Raw genomic sequence first — 18,500 nt, forward strand, 5'->3', positions numbered from 1 at the left:
TTGGCCCATGACAGGTCCGTGTCCGGTGCCGAATCCTACCGAGCGAGTCGAACCATGTTCAAAAAAATTTTTCTGGCCCTGCTTCTGGTCGCCGTCATCGCGGGCGGGTTGGCCGGGATCAAGGCCCTGCAGATCAAAAAAATGATCAGTCAGGGCGAGTCCTTTGTCATGCCGCCGGCCGTTGTCTCCACGGCCAATGCCACGGCCGACTCCTGGGAAACGGTCCTGACCGCCATCGGTTCGGTCACGGCCGTGCAGGGCGTGACCCTGACGGCGGAAACTCCAGGTCAGGTGGAGCGTATTTTTTTTGACTCCGGGGACAAGGTCGCGACTGGGGATGTGCTTGTTCAGCTCGACATCAGTCAGGAAACGGCCCAACTCCGCGCCCTGGAGGCCAGCGCCAATCTGGCCGCCATCAATTTGAAGCGTTACAGCTCTCTCTTGGCCCAGCAGAGCACGGCCAGGGCCGAATACGACAAGGCCCAGGCCGAGCATCGGCAGCTCGTGGCGGAAATGGACGCCATCCGGGCCGTCATCGCCAAAAAGACCGTGCGGGCGCCCTTTGCCGGAACCCTCGGATTGCGTCAGGTCAACCTGGGCCAGAATCTGGGAGAATCCGACCCCATTGCCAGCTTGCAGCGGCTTGATCAGGTGCACGTGGAGTTTGTCCTGCCGCAGCAACAGGTACACATGGTCCGCACCGGGAATATGGTCCGCGTCACGTCCGACGCCCTGCCCGGCCAGACCGTGGGCGGCCTGCTCAAGGCCATCGAGCCCCTGGCCGATAGCGCGACGCGCACCGTGCGCATGCAGGCCGTGCTGGACAATCCGGACGAGCTTCTGCGGCCGGGCATGTTTGTCAACGTCGGGGTGGTGTTGCCGGAAAAGCGCGACGTGGTGGTCATTCCGGCCACGGCCGTGCTGTCGGCGGCTTATGGCAGTTCGGTGTTTGTGGTCGAGGCGGCCAACGCCACCAACGCCACCAATGCGCCGGGCGGTTTGGTCTTGCGCCAGCAGTTCGTCAAACTGGGTGAGCGACGGGGTGATTTCGTGACGGTCCAAGGCGGCGTGAATCCCGGCGACACAGTGGTCAGCACCGGCGTGTTCAAATACCGCCACGGTCAATCCGTGGTCGAGGACAACACCCTGGCCCCGGGCTTCGAACTCGCGCCCCGGCCGGAAAATTCCTGACCGCTAGGGTTGGTGCACGCATGAAATTTACCGACATTTTCATCCGCCGCCCGGTTCTGGCACTGGTTGTCAATCTGCTGATCGTCATCGCCGGGGCCCAGGCCGTGGCCAATCTTTCGGTCCGGCAGTATCCGCGCAGCGACAACGCCATGGTCACCGTGACCACGACCTATGTCGGAGCCAGTGCCGAGCTGGTGCGCGGCTTCATCACCACGCCGCTTGAACGGGCCATCGCCGCGGCCGACGGCATCGACTATATCCAGTCCGAAAGCGCCCAGAATCTGTCCACCATCAAGGTTCGCCTGAAGATCAACTACGATCCCATCAAGGCTCTGTCCGAGATCAGCGCCAAGGTCGATCAGGTCCGGGGTGATCTGCCACCCGAGGCCGAGGTGCCGATCATCAATGTCGAATCGGCCGACAGCCAGTTCGCCTCGGCCTATCTGAGTTTTTCCTCGACCGATCTGGAGCAGAACCAGATCACGGATTTCCTCATGCGCGTGGTCCAGCCCCGTCTTTCCACCCTGGAGGGAGTGCAGCGGGCCGACATTTTGGGCGCGCGGACTTTTGCCATGCGCATCTGGCTCAAGCCGGATCGCATGGCCGCCCTGAATGTTTCGCCCCAAGCCGTGCGCGAAGTTTTGGCCGCCAACAACTATCTCTCAGCCCTTGGCCAGACCAAGGGCGGGCTGATTCAGATCAACCTGACGGCCGACACGGATTTGCGTTCGGTCGAGGAATTTAAACAGTTGGCCGTGCGCGAGGAGAACGGGGCCGTGATCCGGCTGGGGGACATCGCCGACGTGGCCCTGGGCGCCGAGGATTACGGGGCGGAAGTGCGCTTCACCGGCAAGACGGCCGTGTTCATCGGCGTCTGGCCCCTGCCCAATGCCAATTCCATCGACGTCATCAAGCTGGTCCGCGAGGAAATGGCGGCCATCCAGAAATCCCTGCCCTCGGGCATGGACGGGCGCATCGCCTATGACGCCACGGAATATATCAACAGCGCCATCCACGAGGTGCTGAAGACTCTGGGCGACACGCTCGTCATCGTGGTCATCATCATTTTTTTGTTCATGGGATCGTTTCGGGCCGTGGCCATTCCGGTTATCGCCATTCCTTTGTCCCTGATCGGGGCCGTGTTTTTGATGCAGGCTTTTGGCTTCACCGTAAATCTGCTGACCCTGCTGGCCGTGGTTTTGTCCGTTGGACTGGTGGTGGACGACGCCATTGTCGTGGTCGAGAACGTGGAACGACATCTGGCCCATGGCAAATCGCCCCTGGACGCGGCCATTCTCGGAGCGAGGGAACTGATCGGGCCGCTTGTCGCCATGACCGTGACCCTGGCCGCGGTGTACGCGCCCATCGGCCTTCAGGGCGGGCTGACCGGATCGCTCTTTCGCGAGTTCGCCTTTACCCTGGCCGGGGCCGTGACCATTTCCGGCATCGTCGCCCTGACCCTGTCGCCGGTCATGTCGGCCAAGATGCTCAAGCCCGGTTTGGAAGAGCACGGTCTGGCCGGCCGCATCGCCCGTGGTTTTGACCGCTTGCGGCATTTTTATGGCCGTCTTCTGGACGCGACCCTCAATGCCCGTCCGGCCATTTATCTGCTTTGGATTGTCATCAGCGTCCTGTCCGTGCCCATGTTCATGATGTCGGCCACGGAACTGGCCCCTTCCGAGGACGAGGGCGTCATTTTCGGCATTCTTGACGCATCGGCCGACGCGACCCTGGACCAGACCCGTGTTTTCGCCGAAGCCGCCAATCAGGTTTTCATGAGCGAACCCGAAGCGCAGTTCACCTTTCAGGTGACCTTTCCGTCCAGCGGGTTTTGCGGTCTGGTCGTCGCGCCCTGGGAACAGCGTAACCGGACCGTGGCCGAAATTTTGCCCGGGGTGCAGGCCGGCCTTGGCGCCATTCCGGGCATCCAGATGTTTCCGGTCACGCCCCCGGCCCTGCCCGGCGGTGGTGATTTTCCGGTGGAATTCATCATCGCGTCCACGGCCGAGCAGGATCAGATTCTGGAATTCGCCCGCCAGATCCAGGTCAAGGCCATGCAGAGCGGCATGTTTGCCTTTCCACCGCTGATCGACGTCAAAATCGACCAGCCCCAGGCCGAGCTGGTCATCGACCGTGACAAGGTCGCGGCCATGAATCTGAATTTGGCCTCGGTGGGCGGGGATGTCGCGGCCATGGTCGGCGGCAACTACGTCAACCGGTTCAACATCGACGGTCGCAGCTACAAGGTTGTCCCCCAGGTGCAGCGCATGGACCGGCTCACGCCGGAGCAGCTGGGGAACATTCACGTATCCGGGCCGGCCGGACAGCTTGTGCCGCTGTCGACCATCGCCCATGTCGAGCATTCCACGGTGGCCCGCTCCCTGAATCGTTTCCAGCAGCTCAATGCGGTCAAGATCAGCGGCGTGGCCATCCGCCCTTTGGATGAGGCGTTGCGCTACCTTGAAGGCGAGGCCCAGAAAATTCTGCCAAAGGGATATGTCCTCGACTATACTGGGGATTCGCGCCAGTTGCGGACCGAGGGCAACAAGTTTCTGGCCGCGTTCGGTCTGGCCGTGGTGCTTATCTTCCTGGTTCTGGCCGCGCAGTTCAACAGCTTTCGCGATCCCTTCGTTATTCTGGCCGGCTCCGTGCCCTTGGCCATGTTTGGCGCCCTTGTCTTCACTTTTTTGAAAATGCCGGACCCGAATGTGGCGTTTTGGACCTCGGGCTGGACCACGACCATGAACATCTATTCCCAGGTCGGATTGGTCACCCTGGTCGGACTGGTTTCCAAGAACGGCATTCTTATCGTCGAGTTCGCCAATCAGCTCCAGAAGCTGGGACGCCCCAAACGCGAGGCCGTACGTGAAGCGGCTCTGACGCGGTTGCGGCCTATTCTCATGACCACGGGCGCGACCATCGCCGGCCATTTTCCTCTGACCCTGGTCACGGGCGCGGGCGCGGCGGCGCGTAACTCCATTGGCCTCGTTCTGGTCGGCGGCATCACCATCGGCACACTGTTCACGCTGTTCATCATCCCGTCCATCTATATGCTGGTTGCCCGCGACCATTCCCATGATCGGGAAAAGGATGCCGTTGGGCGCGATCTGGCTGGCGGGGATTCGCTGGTGGGATAGAACTCGCGGTGCTGGCCCTGGGTTGGGCCGTCTGGGGCGGGCTCCACAGCGTGTTGATCGATCCCCGCCGGGAGGCCGTCTTTTGTCGTCGTTTCCCCTGTCTTTGCCCGTGCTTCCGCCTGATCTACAACGCGTTGGCCGTTTTGACCCTGATACCGCTTCTGCTGGCCGGGCGAGCCCTGGCCGGAGCGCCTCTTTTTTCCTGGAGCGGTCCGCTGCTGCCGGTGCGCGTGGTGTTGCTCGGCGCGGCGGTGTATCTGGCCTGGGGCGGGGCGCGACAGTATGATTTGGGTTGGGTCGCGGGCCTTGCGCAGCTCCGACCCGGTGGTGCCGGGGCCCGTCCGCCCCGCGCCACGGATTTGCGGACCTCGGGCGTCCTGGCCCGGGTCCGGCATCCCTGGTATGGGAGCGCGCTTCTTCTGCTCTGGACTCATGCCGGCGCGTATGACGCCGCCGGGCTGGTCACCAGCCTGACCCTGTCGGCCTATGTCGTCATCGGGGCCCGCCTGGAAGAGCGCCGGCTCCTGCGCGCGCACGGCCGGATTTACGCGGAGTATCGGTCGCGCACGGCCATGTTTTTTCCGTGGCCCTAGCGCGTGGCCACGATGATTCCGCCCAGAATTCCGGCCGCGCTGGCCGCGTGCAGCCAACTCATGGGTTCTCCCAGGAAAAGATACGCCACGCCGCCGCTGAAAAGGGGCAGACTGTAGTAGATCAGTCCAGCCACGGACGGTCCGATGATGGTCACGGCCTTGTTCCACATGGCGTAGGCGGCCAGTGACGCCCCCAGGCCGATATAGAGAATCGCGCCCATCACCTCGGGCGTGACCGTGGGAAAGCCATTCCTGGAGATTTCCCAGCCCGCCCAGGGCAGCAGAAACACGATCCCCACTCCGAACAGAACCAGCAGGAACACGGATTGGCTCAGACAGGTCGCGCAGCGTCGGATGAGAATGCTGTAGGCCGCGAAGAGCATGGCCGCGAGGGTCATCCAGAGGTCGCCGATGGCGAAGTCAAGGCGCGTCAGTCGGGAAAGGTCGCCGTCGGTGATCAAGAGCAACACGCCGGCCAGGGCCAGGCACAGGCCGAGGAGCTTGCGCGGGCCCAGGGCCTCGCCCAGAAAGACGCGGGCCAGGAGCATGATGAAGATCGGCGTGGACGTGGCAATGAGGGACAGATTCAGGGCCGTGCTGGTTTTCGCCGCCGTGTACAGCAGGGTGTTGAAGGTGGTCACGCCGAGGATGGCCATGGGGACCATGGTCGGCAGGCAACGGCCGATGGCTGCCCGCTCCCGCCACGCCGCCCGGCTGGCCAGGGGCAGCAGCCCCAAAAAGGCGACGCCCCAACGGAGCAGGGACAGGGTGGCTGGTTCGACGATTTGGTTCAGGCCACGGGCGACAATGAAGTTGCCGGACCAGATGATGGTCGCGCCCAGGGCGAGGAGGGCGCCGGACATGGTGTGCGAGGCGGGGGAATGTTTCATGGCTCCGGGAGGGCAAGGGTGACAAAACGACAATGGCCCCGAGTTTCCTTGAACTTGGGGCCATTGTCGAGTTTTTCCCGGCAGTTGTCCGGGGCGTGGCTATTGCTGGGCCGGTGTCTCGGCGGTCGGGACGTTGCCCGCGTTCATGCCGCTCGTCATGGGGCAGTTCATGCCTCCCATGCCGTGGCCCTTGCCGCCCATCATGCCGCATCCCGATCCGCCCATGGGCATGATGCCCGTGCCGGCCAGTTGTTTGCGCAACGCCACGTGGTCCGCGTACAGCTTGGCGCGAAGCTCGCCGATATCCTTGGTCAGGGCGTTGATCCGGGCTTCGTCCGGCTTTTCGGCGTAAAGCTGGGCGTTGAGTTCCGATTCCTTGACAAAAACCTGTTGGCGCAGCTCGGCCGTGGCCGCCGTGTGCTCGGCGTGGAATTTCTGCATGACGGCCTGCTGTTCCGGAGTCAGGGCGCCCATGCCGCAGCCCCGTGCCCCATGACCGCGCATGCCGTGCCCCTGGGCGTTGGCCAGGCCGGTGAAGGTGACGATCAGAGCCAGGGCCAGAGCCAGGGTCATTGTCTTGCGGTTGGTTTTCATGTTCATTCTCCGTGTGGAAGGTTGGTGGTTGTGGACTCCCCTTGTCGGGCGCGGCCGGAGTGCATGGCACGTCTCGTGGGGGATGATTCATCTCAAGGCAATGCTCGTGCCATATTCGGAATAATTTTTTATCATCTGAAATTATTATGTTTTTCGGAAAAGCTGAGGTGGCGGCCTGGGTTATGCGATATTCTTGGTGGGTAAAATCGTGACGTCGATCTGGACATCATGGGTAAAACGGTTACAGGTCGGGCCATGGAGCGTGGCATGAAATCCTGGAACGAACGCAACGTGGCCCTCAATCCCTGGCTGGTGGGGGGGGTGGCCCTTATTTTGGGCTTGGCGGTGTTGGTTTTCGCCATACGCAACGTGCAGCGGACCAAGGCGCATATGCTCCGGAGCTCCTTGGCGCACGCCGAGGCCCTGGTCTGGGCCCTGGAGGCTGGCACGCGCGTCGGCATGGGCCGGCATGATGGTCCGAAGTATTTCCAAACCCTGGTGGAGGAGACGGCCAAGCAACGCGGTATTGTTCACGTGGTCGTGACCGACGCCCGGGGGCTGGTGCTGGCTCATGACAACGCCACCCTCGTCGGTTCGTCCTGGTACGCCCCCCAGGGCATGACCCGGCTTGGGCCCGGCGGCGAGACCCAGGGGCATTTCCGGGTTTTGTCCGACGGGGTTCGGATTTTCGAGGCCTATAAGCATTTCGAACCCATGCCGGGAACGCATCGCTCCGCGTGGTGTGGCGGCATGGGCGCGAGCGGGCATGGGCCGGTCCGGCATGCCCCATGCGTGCCGGACGATAGCGGCGCGGGGAGCGCGGCCCTGGAGGAGGCGGTCATTTTTGTCGGCCTGGACACGGCACCCTTGGCGGCGGCCGTGGCCGCGGAAATCCGTACCAGCGCCATCATTGGTGGCTTGGTCGTGCTCATGGGTCTGGGCGGATTCATGTCCCTGTTCTGGTCCCAACATTACCGCCTTTCCCGCCGCCAGCTACGGGACGCCCAGGCTTTTGCCTCCGAGGTCGTGACCAGCCTGCCCCTTGGTCTGGTGACCACGGACCCGGATGGTCGCGTGGTTCTGGCCAATGCCCGGGCCGCCCGCCTTCTGGGCCGCGAGGGCCTGGATCTGACCGGCCTCAAAACCCGCGCCTTGGGCGGGCTGGATTGGGACGAAATCATCCGGCACCTGTCCGAGACCGGGGCCGTGCTGGAGCGGGACACGCAGCTCGATTTCGGGACCGGTCGTCCGACGCCCGTTGGTCTGGGCGCTTCGCGCGTGGTCAACGGCGATGGCCAGGTCCTGGGGTATTTGTTCTTGTTGCGGGATCAGACCGAGTTGCTGCGTCTGCGGGAGCAGGTCCGCCGTGACGAGCGTTTGGCCGCCTTGGGCAATCTGGCCGCCGGCGTTGCGCACGAGATCCGCAACCCCTTGAGTTCCATCAAGGGATTTGCCACGTATCTCGCCGGCAAGGTTCAGGGCGCGGATCGGGACGCGGCCAGGGCCATGGTGCGGGAAACGGACCGCCTGAACCGGGTGGTGTCGGAGCTGCTGGAGTTCGCCCGGCCGACCCGGATGCGTCTGGCCGACACGGACGTGAACCGGGTCGTGGAACGGGCTCTGCGCTTGATCCGAAGCGATGTCGAAGCCAAGGGCGTGGTCGTGGACTTTGTGCCGGATCCCGGACTGCCCCTGGCCCGCCTGGACGCGGAGCGTCTGAGTCAGGCCCTGCTCAATCTGTTCCTCAACGCCGTGCAGGCCATGAACGCCGGCGGCGTCTTGGGCGTCGCGGCGGGTCTGGAAGGCGGCCGCCTCGCCGTGCGCGTCACGGACACGGGCCAGGGCATGCCCCCGGAACTTCTGCCGGACATCTTCAATCCGTATTTCACGACCAAGCCTTCGGGCACGGGCCTGGGACTGGCCATCGTGCACGGCATTGTCGAGGCCCATGGCGGCGAGATCACGGTCCACAGCCAGATCGGGCAGGGCACGGAGTTCACCCTGTTCTTCCCGCTGACTCCGGAGCACTCATGACCGCGAACATCACCATTCTGGTCGTGGACGACGATCCCGGGCATCGGCACATGCTCACCACCTTGCTGGCCGATTGGGGCTATGTCCTGGAGGGCGCGGCCAGTGGCGAGGAAGCCGTGGCCCTGTGCCGGGAGCGTCCCTTTGATCTGCTGCTCATGGACGTGCGCATGGCCGGCATGTCCGGCATCGAGGCCCTGCGCGCCATCAAGGCCCACAACCCGGCCATCCCCATTTTGATCATGACCGCCTATTCCAATGTCGAGTCGGCCGTGGAGGCCATCAAGGCCGGGGCCTACGATTATTTGACCAAGCCGCTGGATTTCGACGACCTGCGTCTGACCCTGGACCGGGTTTTGGACCATGCGTCCCTGCGTCATGAAAACACGGCCCTGCGCGCCACCCTGGACGCGACCTTCGATCCCGGCGGAATCATCGGCCAAAGTCCGCCCATGCGCCGTCTTCTGGACATGCTGGCCGCCATCGCTCCGTCCGAGGCCACGGTGCTCATCACGGGCGAATCGGGCACGGGCAAGGAGCTCATCGCCCGGGCCATCCACGCCAACAGTCAGCGCCGCAAGGGGCCATATATCGCCGTCAACTGCGCCGCCCTGACCGAGACCCTGCTCGAATCCGAACTGTTCGGTCACGAAAAAGGGGCCTTCACCGGGGCCGAGCGTCGGCGCGAGGGGCGTTTTTGGGCCGCGAACACGGGCACCATCTTTCTCGACGAGATCGGGGAAATTCCCCTGGCCATGCAGGCCAAGTTGCTGCGCGTCCTTCAGGAGCGCGAAATTCAGCGCGTCGGCGGTGACCAGACCCTGAAGGTCGATGTGCGTGTCGTGGCCGCCACCAACCGCGATCTGTGGCGGGAAGTGGAACACAAGGCGTTTCGCCAGGACCTCTATTACCGTCTGAATGTGGTCACCCTGGCCCTGCCGCCCCTGCGCGAGCGGCGGGAGGACATTCCGCTCCTGGCCAATCATTTTCTGACCCGCTTCGCGGCCAGGAACGGCAAGACCATCAAGGGGTTCACGCCCGGGGCCATGGATCGCCTGCTCAAGCATTCCTGGCCGGGTAACGTGCGCGAGCTGGAAAACGTGGTGGAGCGGGCCGTGGTGCTGCTGGTCGGGGAGTATATCGGTGAACGGGAACTGCCGCCGGCCCTGGCCGCTTCCTGCGCGAGCACCAATTCGGGCCTGTCCGGCCTGACCCTGGAGGAGCTGGAACGTCGTGCCGTCCTGGACGCCCTGGACGCGGCCGGCGGCAACAAGAGCGAGGCGGCCCGCCGTCTGGGCATCACCCGCAAGACCATGCACGCCAAACTGGCCAGGTACGCGCCGTCGGTTCCGCCGGATGATTCGTCACTCTGACACAACACGGAGACCTCCCATGACCACCTTTGCCCTTCATCCCACCCTGACCGCCGATTGCCACGTCCTGGGCGCGTGGCGCGGATTGCGCCTGCTGCTGCACAGGGACGCCCAGGTCCGATGGTTCATCCTTGTCCCGGAAACCGGGGCCACGGAATGGCACGACCTGCCCATCGCCACGAGGGACCGCCTTCTGGCCGCGTCCTCGGCCCTGGGGGCCATGCTCAAGACCGAGGACGGGTGCGACAAGATCAACATCGCGGCCATTGGTAATCTGGTGCCGCAGTTTCATTTCCACGTCATCGGCCGTTGGCGGACCGATCCATACTGGCCCGGCGTGGTCTGGGGTCGAGTCGTTTCGGGGCATGCCTACGCGGACGAGGCCATTGCCATCCTGGCCCGGCGCGCTCTGGCTTGCCTCGTCTGCGTGGACAAGACGGAGTGATCGATTTTGTGTGTATTTTTATGATGATGGACGCATCATGGCCAAAATAGGACTGTATTTTTCAATGCGGCATGTCGTTTTTCATGGAGTTCTGTGCTCGTGACAAAATGACACATGTGTGCCGCCCGTACACAGTGGCGGCTCAAAATGATCCATGCGCGCGCTCTTGGTATTGCATATCGGGGGCGCTTTTTTTTGGCGCTGCATTCTGGTTGTGCATCAATTCCGAGAGATTGCCAGATTGCTACAATTTTGCCTGTCCTTGTCGAGAATGGCGGGGGTGAGCCAGAAAAATGCATTCATCTAAAAAAGTCATCATAAACTCGGAGTGTTGGATATGTATTTCAAAAATGTAGGAAAAGGTCTCCTCGTGCGCGCATGTCTGGCATGAATCTTTAATGTCGCGAGCGGCGGACTGGTTTTCGAACCGGGCCATTCGAGGGCAGGTCGGGTTGCGCGTGAACGCGTTTCGCGGCGCTGGTTTTAATCGATTATCTTTTTTGTCTCCCGTGGCAAAAAACGCACGAAAAAAGGAGGCGGCCTTTGCATATGCGTGGATGACCTTCAACCGATTGACGGAGGAAAAAAGCATGACTCTTGTGATTTTGGTTGCGATTTCAATGATGTGGTTCCCGGTGGGGCTTTTTTTTCTTGGATCCGGCGACGCCAAGACCTGTGGCATGATGACGTTTTGCGTCGGAATCGTCACCGTGCTCGGTGGATTTGTCCAAGCCCTTCTTCCAACTCCCAATCTTTGGGATGCAAGCATTCTGATCCCTTTTGGCCTTCTGTATCTGGTCATTGGCCATGCCCTGCTATGGGGCGTTGAAAACATGAAATCCGTGGGCAATGCGAGCCTGATGCTATCCGCGCTCTGCGCCATCTATTCCCTCGCCAACCTGCGCGGCTTTCCCGAGGGACTGGGCAAGGTCGCTCCGAGTCCCTATCTGGCCTTTATGTTCGCCACGTTCACGGTGCTTACCGCCCTGGTCTGGGCCAACTGCCATGACAAACTTTCCGGCAAGGTCGTCGGAGGATTGCTCATTATCCTGAACATCACCGGATTGATTGTTCCGGTGTTCAGCCTGTATTTGTTCGGCGCGCTGCCGTTCTGACGCAACGCTGCCTCCTGATCACGAAGATACCGGCCGCCCGCCTTGTCCCAAGGCCGGCGGCTTTTTTGGGGGCGTTCGGTCCGGTCCTTCGGTTGTCGCCCTGGCCGGGGAATCGGGAGGAAAATTCATGGACTCTTCGCTTGCTTGGAGCTTGTTTTGGGACGTAACGAACACCGGGTCGGGATCGTCAGGTCGCATCCCGAAGCCGTATTCCCGGAGGAATTTTGCATGCTGCGTATTTTGTGTTTGGTGCTCGCCTTTGTCGTGTTCATCCCGGTTCGGGCCGCAGCGGAAAATGCCACGTTGCGCGCCATGATCGGACAGATGCTCCTGGTCGGTTTTCGGGGCGCGGAGTTGTCCGAAACCGATCCCATCCTGCGGGACATCCGGGAGCATAATCTGGGCGGAGTGATCCTGTTCGACCGCGACGTGCGGCTGAAAACGGCGGAGCGCAACATCGTCAGCCCGGACCAGGTCCGCGCCCTGACCGCGCGTCTCCAGGCCGGGGCCGCCACGCCGCTGCTCATCGCCGTGGACCAGGAAGGCGGCCGGGTACGCCGCCTGAAAGAGGAGCGTGGTTTTCCGGCCAGCCCTTCGGCCAGGACCATGGGTCGGGGCGCGCCGGAAACGACGCGCCGGGAAGGGGAGAAGACCGGCGCTCTCTTGGCCGGCCTGGGCATCAACCTGGATTTCGCGCCCGTGGTCGATGTGGACGTGAACCCGCGGAGCCCGGCCATTGGCGCACTGGAACGCAGCTTTTCCGCCGATCCACATCGTGTCGCGGTGCATGCCCAGGCCTATGCCCAAGGACTTGCCGCCCAGGGCGTGCTGCCCTGCCTCAAGCATTTTCCTGGACACGGCAGTGCCATGGCCGATTCCCACCTCGGTCTGACGGATATTTCGCGGACCTGGAGCCCCAGGGAGCTTATCCCCTACGAAACCCTGATTCCGGCGGGGGCTTGTCCGCTCATCATGTGCGGGCACCTGTACCTGCGCCAGTTCGATCCGGACGTACCCTGCACGCTTTCACCGGCCGTGCTGACGACGCTTCTGCGCCAGCGCCTCGGCTTTGCTGGGGTCATTGTTTCCGATGACATGCAGATGCGGGCCATCGCCGACCATTACGGCTTGGAAGAGGCCATCCTGCGGGCCGTCGAGGCTGGCGTGGATATTTTGGTTTTTGGCAACAATCTGGATTATGACCCGGACATCGTGCCCAAGGCCGTGGAAATTATTTATCAGGGCGTGCGGCGGGGGCGATTGTCGGCCGGACGCATTGCCGCGTCCTTCGAGCGGATCCAGACGGTCAAGAATCGGCTCGGGACTCCCGGGGCGTTTTCATCCGTGTTTCGTGATAAATATCAAAAATAATACCAGATAGTTGAGTAGTCGTCGGGACTTTCGCCCAGGGCGTGCAACCGCTTAAGGTATTCGAGAATGGGCACGTCCTGGCCGAGATAGGACTCCCGCTCCACGATATTTTTTTCCCACGGATGGAATTCGTAAACCCGCGAGCCGTCGGGCAGGATGGAGACGATATCCCGATGTTGGGACGCCAGCAGGTGATTTTTGCCCAGTCCCGGCACGTTGAACACGGCGGCGTCGGTCCGGCGGGTGCCCGGCAGGAGCCGGGCCTCTTCCTTTTGTTCCTGGAGGATGCGGGCGATGGGTACCCGGTAGGCGGCGGTCTCCTCCTTCCCCTTGGGCGCGAAGGTGTAATAGGGATCGATGCCGCAGCGTCGCAGCAGGCGGCGCAGGGCCGCGGCCTCGAACCGGCGCGACACGAAAAAGGTGTAGACCATCTGGTTGTACACGCTCAGACCGTGCCGCTTCAGACGTTCCACGCCCTGGACCATATCCGGAGTGACCTCGGAAACGTGCTCGATGTGCGTGACCACGCAGACATCGCGCCGGCCTGGCTCGCGAAAGGAGCCCAACATTCCGGCCAGTTCCGGCGTGACGCGCATGGGCATGGTCACGGGCATGCGCGTGCCGACGCGGATCATCTCGACATGCCCGATGCCGGCCAGGCGTTCCAGAATCCGGCGCAAGGCCCGGTCGGACATGGCGAAGGGGTCACCGCCGGTGACCAGTACCTCGGAAATGGCCGGATGTTCCGCGATCCAGTCCAGGGCGCGATCCACGACGGATCTGGGCGCCATGGCGCCGGGAGCCATGGGACGTTCGATTTCCCAATTCCGCTGGCAGTAGACGCAGATTTGCGGGCAGGTGTTGAAGGGTTTGAGAATGACGATGGACGGGTAGCGGCGCGTGATCAGATCGATGGGCGAGGTGTCGGCCTCGCGCATGAAGTCCAGGGCCTCGGCCTTGTCGCCGGCGTGCTTGGCCATGCCGTCCACATACGACATGGGTGGAATGACCTGGGCGCGGATGGTCCGGTCCATGCCGCTTTTGGGGTCGTCGTCCATGAGCGAGGCGTAATAGGGCGTGATGCCGAAGGGTTGCCGGGTTTCCAGGGCCTTGCGCACGGCCGCCAGTTCATGGTCGTCGACACGGACCAGACGGGCCAGATCCTCGGCCGTGGTGATGATGTGGCGGGCCTGCCAATGCCAATTGGCCCAGTCCTCGTCCGTGCCTCCGAGAACGTCGAGGATCTGCCGACGCCGGGCGGCGCGTCTGGCCACGCTGTCGGGGCGCAGTCCGTCCACGAAGCGGGCCATGCGGTTTTCGACATCCGTCCAGATTTGGTCCAATTCCAGGGACCGGCGCCGGGCGGCTTCCCGACCGGTGACGTCGCCGAACCCGGTGGCGTCCGGGCGGGCGGTGAGTGGCGAACCGCTTAGCCCTTGGAAAAGATGGTTGAGCTCCGCGAAAAAGCCGGGTCCAAGATCCGGGCGGGGACGTTTTCTGGCGAGATCCCACAGGACCTGGACCACGCTGAACCCGGCCCGGTCGTCCGAGTACCTGGCCAGGATGCTGCGCAAGACGCGGGCGCAATCGCGGACAATGGTCGATTCGAAGGCGGAGATGTCCTGGTCGCCCTCGCACAGGCCGGCGTACTGCATGGCGGTCACGGCCTCGTACAGGCCGCGCCTGCAACTTTCCAGGTCGGGCAGGGCGCGCAGCGAGGCCAGCAGGGCGCTATTATTTTCAAGGAATTCCTTTTTTTGCGGGAAGGTGTTCGCGGGGGTGGACATGGGAGGCCTCCTTTTTGATATGTGACCAGCCGTGGCCCGGTGTTTGATCCGCGTCGGGGAGGGCGGTCGGGCCCCAGACATGGTTGGTCGGTGGTGCGAAAAGAATGCGCCGGGCACGGCCTGGAAAATTCCGCGTGGGTTTTTGAAAATGTGGACGTTCACGGAAAAGGCGGGGCGCGGATGGAATGATTTGTTCCGCGTTTACATGCCCGATGTGCATGCGGCACCCGTCAAGAGCCCTGGGGCGCAAAAATGTCGGCGCGGTTTTTTGATGATGCCCGATGCCAATACCGCGTTTTGACGAAAATGAAAAGGCGGGACTTTTTTTGCGTGGTCGATCACGATGTGTCACGAAGGTTTGGCGGGTTCGAGGCGTCGGCGCGATCAGGGCCGTGGGCGTCGAGGCTGTCTGGACATAAGGAGGTTTTGGAACATGGACGTGCATCAGGATCGTCTGGCCATCGAAGTTCGGGGGCTGGCCAAGAGTTTTGACGGGGTCCGGGCCGTGGACGGCGTGGATTTCGAGGTCCGCCAGGGGGAGCTGTTCGGTTTTTTGGGACCCAACGGGGCTGGTAAGACCACGACCATCAACATGCTGACCGGCCTGGCCAGGCCCGACGCGGGCTCGATCCATCTCGCCGGGATCGATTGCGTGGCCCATCCCCGCTCGGCCCAGCATCTCATCGGCGTGGTCCCGGACGAAAGCAATCTGTATCCGGAGCTGAGCGGTTTCGACAATCTGTGCTTCTGCGCCGCCTTGTACGGCATGGGCAAGGCCGAGCGTCAGGCTCGGGCGCGGGAACTTCTGGCGATGTTTGATCTGACGGACGCGGCCGGACGCCTGTTCGCCGGGTATTCCAAGGGCATGAAGCGCAAGCTGACCATTGCCGCCGGCATCATCCATCGTCCGGAAATTTTGTTTCTGGACGAGCCGACCACGGGCATTGACGTGGCCAGCGCCCGACATCTGCGCCAGCTCGTGGCCGATCTGCACCGCGCCGGGACGACCATTTTTCTGACCACGCACTACATCGAGGAGGCGGAGCGGTTGTGCGGCCGCATCGCCTTCATTCTTTCGGGGCGCATTGTGCTGATCGATTCGGTGGAAAATCTTCTCCAGCCCGTTCGCTCCAAGCACGTGGTTTTGTTGAGCTGCCCCCAGGGGGCGGGCGGCGTGCGGGACGAACTGGCGGCGGCATTTCCCGATTTGGACATGACGACGCAGGGCAAGGGGGGGATCCGGGTCGAGGCCGACGCGCCCATTCGCGCCGGACAGTTGGTCCGTTTTCTGGAAGAACGGGATGTCGAGGTCTCCGAGGCCCGGAAGATCCGGCCCAGCCTGGAGGATGTCTTTGTCCGGATCACGGGCGTCGAGGCCGGAATCATGCGCAAGGACAAGGAAAAAAAAGGAGGTGGCCGATGAAGCACTGGATCGCGTTCTGGAATATCCTGGTCAAGGACATGCGCGGCTATTATCTCAAGCCGCCCAATGTCAGCTGGGGCATCATTTTTCCCCTGGCCTGGACCGGCATGTTCTTCATCCGCACGGGCAGCGCCACGGACAACCTCCTGAACGTGTTGCCGGGGGTGGTCGGGGTGTCCATTCTGTTCGGGACCACGTCCATGCTCGCGGTGACGGTGACTTTCGAGAAGAAAAACAGATCCTTCGAGCGTCTGCTGCTGGCGCCTGTTCCCTTCGAGCTGCTCATGCTGGCCAAGACCAGTGGCGCCATTTTGTTCGGCATGGCCAACGCCATCGTGCCCATGGTCATGGCCGCCTGGATAATCGATCTGGGCACAGTAGCCTGGGGGGCCTTCGTGTCGACCGTGGCCCTGCTGGCCGTGGCCTCGACCTTTCTTGGCCTGTTCATTGCCGTGGCCGTGAGCGAAGTTTTCGAGGCTCAGACCTTTTCCAATTTTTTCCGCTTTCCCATGATTTTTTTGTGCGGCCTGTTTTTTCCCATCGAACGGCTGCCATTTTTCCTCAAACCCCTGGCTTATGCCCTGCCCATGACCTATGGCGCGGACGCTCTCCATGGGAGCATCCGGGGTGTCCAGGCCCTGTCCATGGGACTGGATCTGGCCATGTTGGCCCTATTTTGCGTCGGGCTTTTTGTGGTCAGTTTGCGTAATATCCGCAAAAGCTGGATCGCCTGAGCGACGAGCCCCGGACCTAAAAAAAGCGCCCTTGGGCGCTTTTTTTAGGTCCGGGCGCAGGAAGATTTAGTTCAGGAATTCCTTCATGCAGGCGCCCAGGCGAGTGATGCCTTCGTCGATGGTCGCCTCCGAGGCGTTGGAGAAGTTCAGGCGCAGGGTGTCCTGGCCCGTGCCGTCGGTGTAGAAGGGCATGCCCGGCACGAAGGCCACTTTTTGGGCGATGGCCAGATTGAACAGGTCCATGCAGCTTCCCGTGCCGGCGGGCAGACGCACCCAGGAGAACATGCCGCCCTCGGGCCGGGTGAAGGTGACGCCCGCCGGGGCCTCCCGTTCCAGGGCCCGGACCATGGCCTGGGACTGGGCGCCATAGCGCTCGGTGATTTTGGCGATGTGGTCGTCGATGTCGTGTCGGCTCAGGAATTCATGGATGACGAACTGGTTGAAGGTCGAGGAGTGCAGGTCCGCCGCCTGTTTGGCCTTGACCGCCAGGCGGATGATTTCCTCGGGCGCGACCATCCAGCCCAGGCGGAAGCCCGGCACCGTGATCTTGGAAAAACTGCCGAGCATGATGCTCCGGCCGCCGGTGTGGGCGAAAAGCGGCTGGTGATGCTCGCCGGAAAAGCGCAGCTCGCCGTAGGGATCGTCCTCGATGAAGATGGTTTCCGGGTATTTGACGAGCAGCTTGCCCAGGGCCTCGCGTTTGGCCTGGGAATAGGTCAGGCCCGAGGGGTTCTGGAAATTGGGCACGGCGTAGAAGAGCTTTGGCCGGCCCGTGGCTAGGCAGGCTTCGACCTGATCCAGGTTGGGGCCGTCGTTTTCCAGGTCCACGGTCACGAATTTTGGCTCGAACATGGTGAAGGCCTGGATGGTGCCGAGGTAGCTCGGCCGCTCCAGGACAACCTCGTCGCCCTGTTCGATGAAGAGCTTGCCGAGTAGATCCAGGCACTGCTGGGAGCCGGTGGTGATCAGCACCTGGTCCGGATGCACGGTCACGCCCCGGCGGGCGTAACGGGCCGCGATCCAGGCCCGCAGTTCGGGGTGGCCTTCCGTGGTGGAGTACTGCAATGCCCGTGCGCCGGCCGTGGCCAGGGTTTCCCGGGCCGCGTCCTGGAGTTGGGCGATGGGAAAAAGTCCCGGATTGGGCAGGCCGCCGGCAAAGGAAATGATGCTCGGGTCCTGGGTGACTTTCAGGATTTCGCGGATGAACGATTTCGGCGTGTTCTGGATGCGGCGGGTGAAGCGGAAACTCATGGCCCCTCCTTGGGGATCAAAGCGTTACGGAAGCAGATACCGGCCCAGGGCCACGCAGCTCATGCCCGTGACCACGGCCCCGACAAAGCTCTTGGTTTTCCAGCAGACCAGGAAGGTCGGCAGGGCCGCCCACAAGAATATATTGTCGGTGGAAAAATCAAGCCCTTCCTTGGTGGCGACCAGGGACGGCACGAGCATGGCCGAGAGCACGGCCACCGGAATGAAACCCAGCCAGCGGATGACGGCCTCGGGCAGCGAACGCCGCGCCAGGGCCAGGACGGGCAGGGCGCGCGGAACATAGGTCACGGCCATCATGCCGACAATGGTCAGGAAGATTGTTTGCTGGTCCATGCGTGAACTCCAAGGCCAAGGGTTGCGGCCAGGATGGTCGCGGCCAGAACGTGGGATTGGCTCAGGCCGGCCAGCATCAGGGCCGTGGACAGCGCGCCGGCGGCCAGGCCCACGACGACATGCAGGCGGGATTTGAGCTGCCCCAGGAGCAGGGCGATGAACATGGCCGGCAGGGCGTAATCCAGGCCGATGGGGCGGATGTCCGTGATCAGGG

General features: G+C 62.7%; 16 protein-coding genes. 10 read left to right on the forward strand and 6 right to left on the reverse strand.

Annotated elements, in window-relative coordinates; all coding sequences use genetic code 11:
- Positions 1-54 precede the first annotated feature (54 nt).
- The 3 genes from EOL86_05385 to EOL86_05395 are packed head-to-tail and all read left to right on the forward strand — an operon-like array spanning position 55 to position 4,921.
- Positions 55-1,191 (forward strand): efflux RND transporter periplasmic adaptor subunit, encoded by a 1,137-nt coding sequence (locus EOL86_05385; GenBank protein NCD25005.1) that lies wholly within the window; start codon positions 55-57, stop codon positions 1,189-1,191.
- A gap of 20 nt (positions 1,192-1,211) precedes the next feature.
- Positions 1,212-4,328: a multidrug efflux protein gene (locus EOL86_05390; protein ID NCD25006.1), complete on the forward strand. Its 3,117-nt coding sequence runs from the start codon at positions 1,212-1,214 to the stop codon at positions 4,326-4,328.
- Between the two features lie 8 nt (positions 4,329-4,336).
- Complete coding sequence (locus EOL86_05395; protein ID NCD25007.1) at positions 4,337-4,921, forward strand: hypothetical protein; 585 nt, start codon at positions 4,337-4,339, stop codon at positions 4,919-4,921.
- Here the strand turns inward: EOL86_05395 and EOL86_05400 are convergent.
- Both EOL86_05400 and EOL86_05405 read right to left on the reverse strand, forming a co-directional pair.
- Entirely contained in the window at positions 4,918-5,811 is an 894-nt protein-coding gene (locus tag EOL86_05400; protein ID NCD25008.1) for a DMT family transporter, read from the reverse strand. The two genes, EOL86_05395 and EOL86_05400, sit on opposite strands and share 4 nt — an antisense overlap.
- Positions 5,812-5,910: 99 nt before the next feature.
- On the reverse strand, positions 5,911-6,405 hold the full coding sequence (locus EOL86_05405) for a periplasmic heavy metal sensor (GenBank protein NCD25009.1): 495 nt from the start codon (positions 6,403-6,405) through the stop codon (positions 5,911-5,913).
- A 228-nt stretch (positions 6,406-6,633) separates the two neighbouring features.
- Between EOL86_05405 and EOL86_05410 the strand changes: the two genes are divergently transcribed.
- The 5 genes from EOL86_05410 (at position 6,634) to EOL86_05430 (ending at position 12,740) form a co-directional block, all read left to right on the forward strand.
- Positions 6,634-8,439: a PAS domain-containing protein gene (locus tag EOL86_05410; GenBank protein ID NCD25010.1), complete on the forward strand. Its 1,806-nt coding sequence runs from the start codon at positions 6,634-6,636 to the stop codon at positions 8,437-8,439.
- On the forward strand, positions 8,436-9,809 hold the full coding sequence (locus EOL86_05415) for a sigma-54-dependent Fis family transcriptional regulator (protein ID NCD25011.1): 1,374 nt from the start codon (positions 8,436-8,438) through the stop codon (positions 9,807-9,809). Before EOL86_05410 ends, EOL86_05415 begins: the two co-directional genes overlap by 4 nt.
- 19 nt (positions 9,810-9,828) lie before the next feature.
- On the forward strand, positions 9,829-10,254 hold the full coding sequence (locus EOL86_05420; GenBank protein NCD25012.1) for an HIT family protein: 426 nt from the start codon (positions 9,829-9,831) through the stop codon (positions 10,252-10,254).
- A gap of 398 nt (positions 10,255-10,652) precedes the next feature.
- Complete coding sequence (locus EOL86_05425) at positions 10,653-11,369, forward strand: hypothetical protein (protein NCD25013.1); 717 nt, start codon at positions 10,653-10,655, stop codon at positions 11,367-11,369.
- 312 nt (positions 11,370-11,681) lie between these two features.
- On the forward strand, positions 11,682-12,740 hold the full coding sequence (locus EOL86_05430) for a glycoside hydrolase family 3 protein (protein NCD25014.1): 1,059 nt from the start codon (positions 11,682-11,684) through the stop codon (positions 12,738-12,740).
- Here the strand turns inward: EOL86_05430 and EOL86_05435 are convergent.
- Positions 12,731-14,608, reverse strand: a complete 1,878-nt coding sequence (locus EOL86_05435; protein NCD25015.1) for a KamA family radical SAM protein — start codon at positions 14,606-14,608, stop codon at positions 12,731-12,733. The genes EOL86_05430 and EOL86_05435 overlap by 10 nt on opposite strands.
- Before the next feature lie 352 nt (positions 14,609-14,960).
- On the opposite strand from EOL86_05435, the gene EOL86_05440 reads away from it, so the two are divergent.
- Positions 14,961-15,950, forward strand: coding sequence for an ABC transporter ATP-binding protein (locus EOL86_05440; protein ID NCD25016.1), 990 nt, complete (start codon positions 14,961-14,963; stop codon positions 15,948-15,950).
- Complete coding sequence (locus EOL86_05445) at positions 15,947-16,684, forward strand: ABC transporter permease (GenBank protein ID NCD25017.1); 738 nt, start codon at positions 15,947-15,949, stop codon at positions 16,682-16,684. The genes EOL86_05440 and EOL86_05445 overlap by 4 nt, the downstream gene beginning before the upstream one ends.
- A 66-nt stretch (positions 16,685-16,750) precedes the next feature.
- Here the strand turns inward: EOL86_05445 and EOL86_05450 are convergent, their stop codons facing one another.
- The 3 genes from EOL86_05450 to EOL86_05460 form a co-directional block, all read right to left on the reverse strand.
- Entirely contained in the window at positions 16,751-17,935 is a 1,185-nt protein-coding gene (locus EOL86_05450) for a PLP-dependent aminotransferase family protein (protein ID NCD25018.1), read from the reverse strand.
- Between the two features lie 24 nt (positions 17,936-17,959).
- Complete coding sequence (locus EOL86_05455) at positions 17,960-18,286, reverse strand: AzlD domain-containing protein (GenBank protein ID NCD25019.1); 327 nt, start codon at positions 18,284-18,286, stop codon at positions 17,960-17,962.
- A partial coding sequence (locus EOL86_05460; protein NCD25020.1) for a branched-chain amino acid ABC transporter permease occupies positions 18,262-18,500 on the reverse strand: 239 nt, incomplete at its 5' end. The genes EOL86_05455 and EOL86_05460, both read right to left, overlap by 25 nt.

It is taken from the genome of Deltaproteobacteria bacterium, from assembly GCA_009930495.1.
Classification (GTDB): domain Bacteria; phylum Desulfobacterota; class Desulfovibrionia; order Desulfovibrionales; family Desulfomicrobiaceae; genus Desulfomicrobium.